Source organism: Idiomarina sp. UBA4206, from assembly GCF_002383015.1.
Classification (GTDB): Bacteria; Pseudomonadota; Gammaproteobacteria; order Enterobacterales; family Alteromonadaceae; genus Idiomarina; species Idiomarina abyssalis.
The window spans coordinates 47206-49130 of the sequence record NZ_DFTS01000019.1; the positions used below are offsets into that span (position 1 = coordinate 47206).

Here is a 1925-nt window from a genome sequence, read left to right on the forward strand (position 1 = left end):
ATGATCCCTGAAACTCCGGGCGCTGAACATGGTATCGACTCTGACGGCTTTTTCGCATTAACAGAGCAACCTAAAAAAGCGGCTGTCGTTGGCGCTGGTTATATTGCCGTTGAAATTGCCGGTGTGTTCCACGCGTTAGGAACGGACACACACTTACTGGTACGTCGTGATAGACCACTGCGCACCTTCGATAAAGACATTACTGATGGTTTGCTGGAACGCATGAAGCAGGATGGTCCTGAACTTCATACAGAAACCACCGTTCGTGAAGTGGTTAAGCAGGACGATGGTACCTTAACGCTGCACTTTGAAGGCGGTAAAACCATGGACGGCGTGGACTGTCTGGTATGGGCCATAGGCCGCGTGCCGTCCACGGACAACATCAACCTGGAATGCACCGGTGTTGAACTGGATAACGAAGGCTACATTAATGTCGATAAATTCCAGAATACCAACGTACAGGGCATTTACGCTGTTGGCGATAACACCGGTGCAGCCGCGCTCACACCTGTTGCAATAAAAGCTGGACGCTTACTCGCAGAACGCTTATTTAACAACATGCCGAACGCACACATGGACTTTGAAAACATTCCAACCGTTGTATTCAGCCATCCAACCATTGGCACTGTTGGTTTAAGCGAAGAAGACGCAAAACTGAAATTCGGTGAAGACAACATTACCGTTTATAAGTCCTCATTCGCGGCAATGTACAATGCTGTAACTCCGCACCGCGCCCTCAGCTACTTTAAGCTGGTTTGCCACGGTAAAGAGGAAAAGGTAGTTGGCATTCACGGCATTGGCGAAGGCATGGATGAAATTTTACAAGGCTTTGCCGTTGCTCTGAAAATGGGGGCTACCAAAGCGGATTTAGACTCGACTGTAGCTCTGCACCCGACCAGCGCTGAGGAGTTCGTCACGCTTCGCTAGTCTGCGACTCTAAGCCCTCTGAATGAATCAGGGGGCTTTCTTCCCCCAAAAACTACCTTACCTCAGCACCCCAAAAACCGCTTTAATGTAACTAAATTCAGTTACATTTGAAAAAGTAACTAAAAGCGGTTACATAAAGAGCTGCCGTCCTTTGAAGCAAGCGACAACGGAGGGTATTACGAGAGAGGTGATATTCTCGAATAGATAATCTAATAAGATATTAAGCTTTCCAACCGGCGGCTATTATTGCCATACCGGTTAAAGTAAAAGCAGCACCCACAGCGTCATACATAGACAGCGACGCCCCTTCCACGGCTTTTAACCAAAGCAACGCAGTTACGACATACACCCCACCATAAGCTGCATAAACGCGACCACTTTCCGCCGGATGCAAAGTAAGAAGCCAGGCAAACAGCGCCAAACTAATTGCAGCAGGTATCAATAACCATGCGCTTCCATCTTTTTTCAACCACAGGTAAGGTAAGTAGCAGCCTATAATTTCAGCAATAGCGGTTATAAAAAACAGTCCGAGCGTTTTGGCTATTAATAAAAGGGACATATTCAAAACCTTAATTTAGCGGGAGAATGACATTATGCAGTCTACTATAAGTGAGCTAACTCTTCGGGGCTCACTATTTTTGAGTTTTCTGTTAGTAACTATTGCCTCACCTTTAAGCTTTGCAGAGGACAAGAATAGACTGCAACAGTCATGCAGCTATAACGAAAAAGCAATGATGGAACTGCCTCCTCGCGAGTTTGATCAAAACTTTGAAAACGGATGGCGAGTAATTGCTAAAAATAATGACTGCCTTGAAGTCGCAGCCAATCTCATCCGTACCTACTATACAACCAATGAGGTTTCTACTGGCGCTAAAAGAACCTTTGTTTGGCACGAAGGACAACTTCGAGCGGAAGCTGGGCAATATCGCCAAGCTATTCAATTGATGGAACAAGCCGAAAAGCCAGTAGAAAAAGACATTTCAGGTTGGAATCATTAT

3 protein-coding genes are annotated in these 1925 nt (G+C 46.0%); 2 read left to right on the plus strand and 1 reads right to left on the minus strand.

What is annotated here, in order from left to right:
• Positions 1–927 (plus strand): FAD-dependent oxidoreductase (locus B3180_RS04140; RefSeq protein WP_286843210.1); only part of this gene is annotated, 927 nt, incomplete at its 5' end.
• Positions 928–1147: 220 nt separating this feature from the next.
• Here the strand turns inward: B3180_RS04140 and B3180_RS04145 are convergent.
• Entirely contained in the window at positions 1148–1486 is a 339-nt protein-coding gene (locus B3180_RS04145; protein WP_278358857.1) for a YnfA family protein, read from the minus strand.
• Between the two features lie 34 nt (positions 1487–1520).
• On the opposite strand from B3180_RS04145, the gene B3180_RS04150 reads away from it, so the two are divergent.
• On the plus strand, positions 1521–1925 hold a 405-nt coding region (locus tag B3180_RS04150; RefSeq protein WP_286843212.1), incomplete at its 3' end, for a hypothetical protein.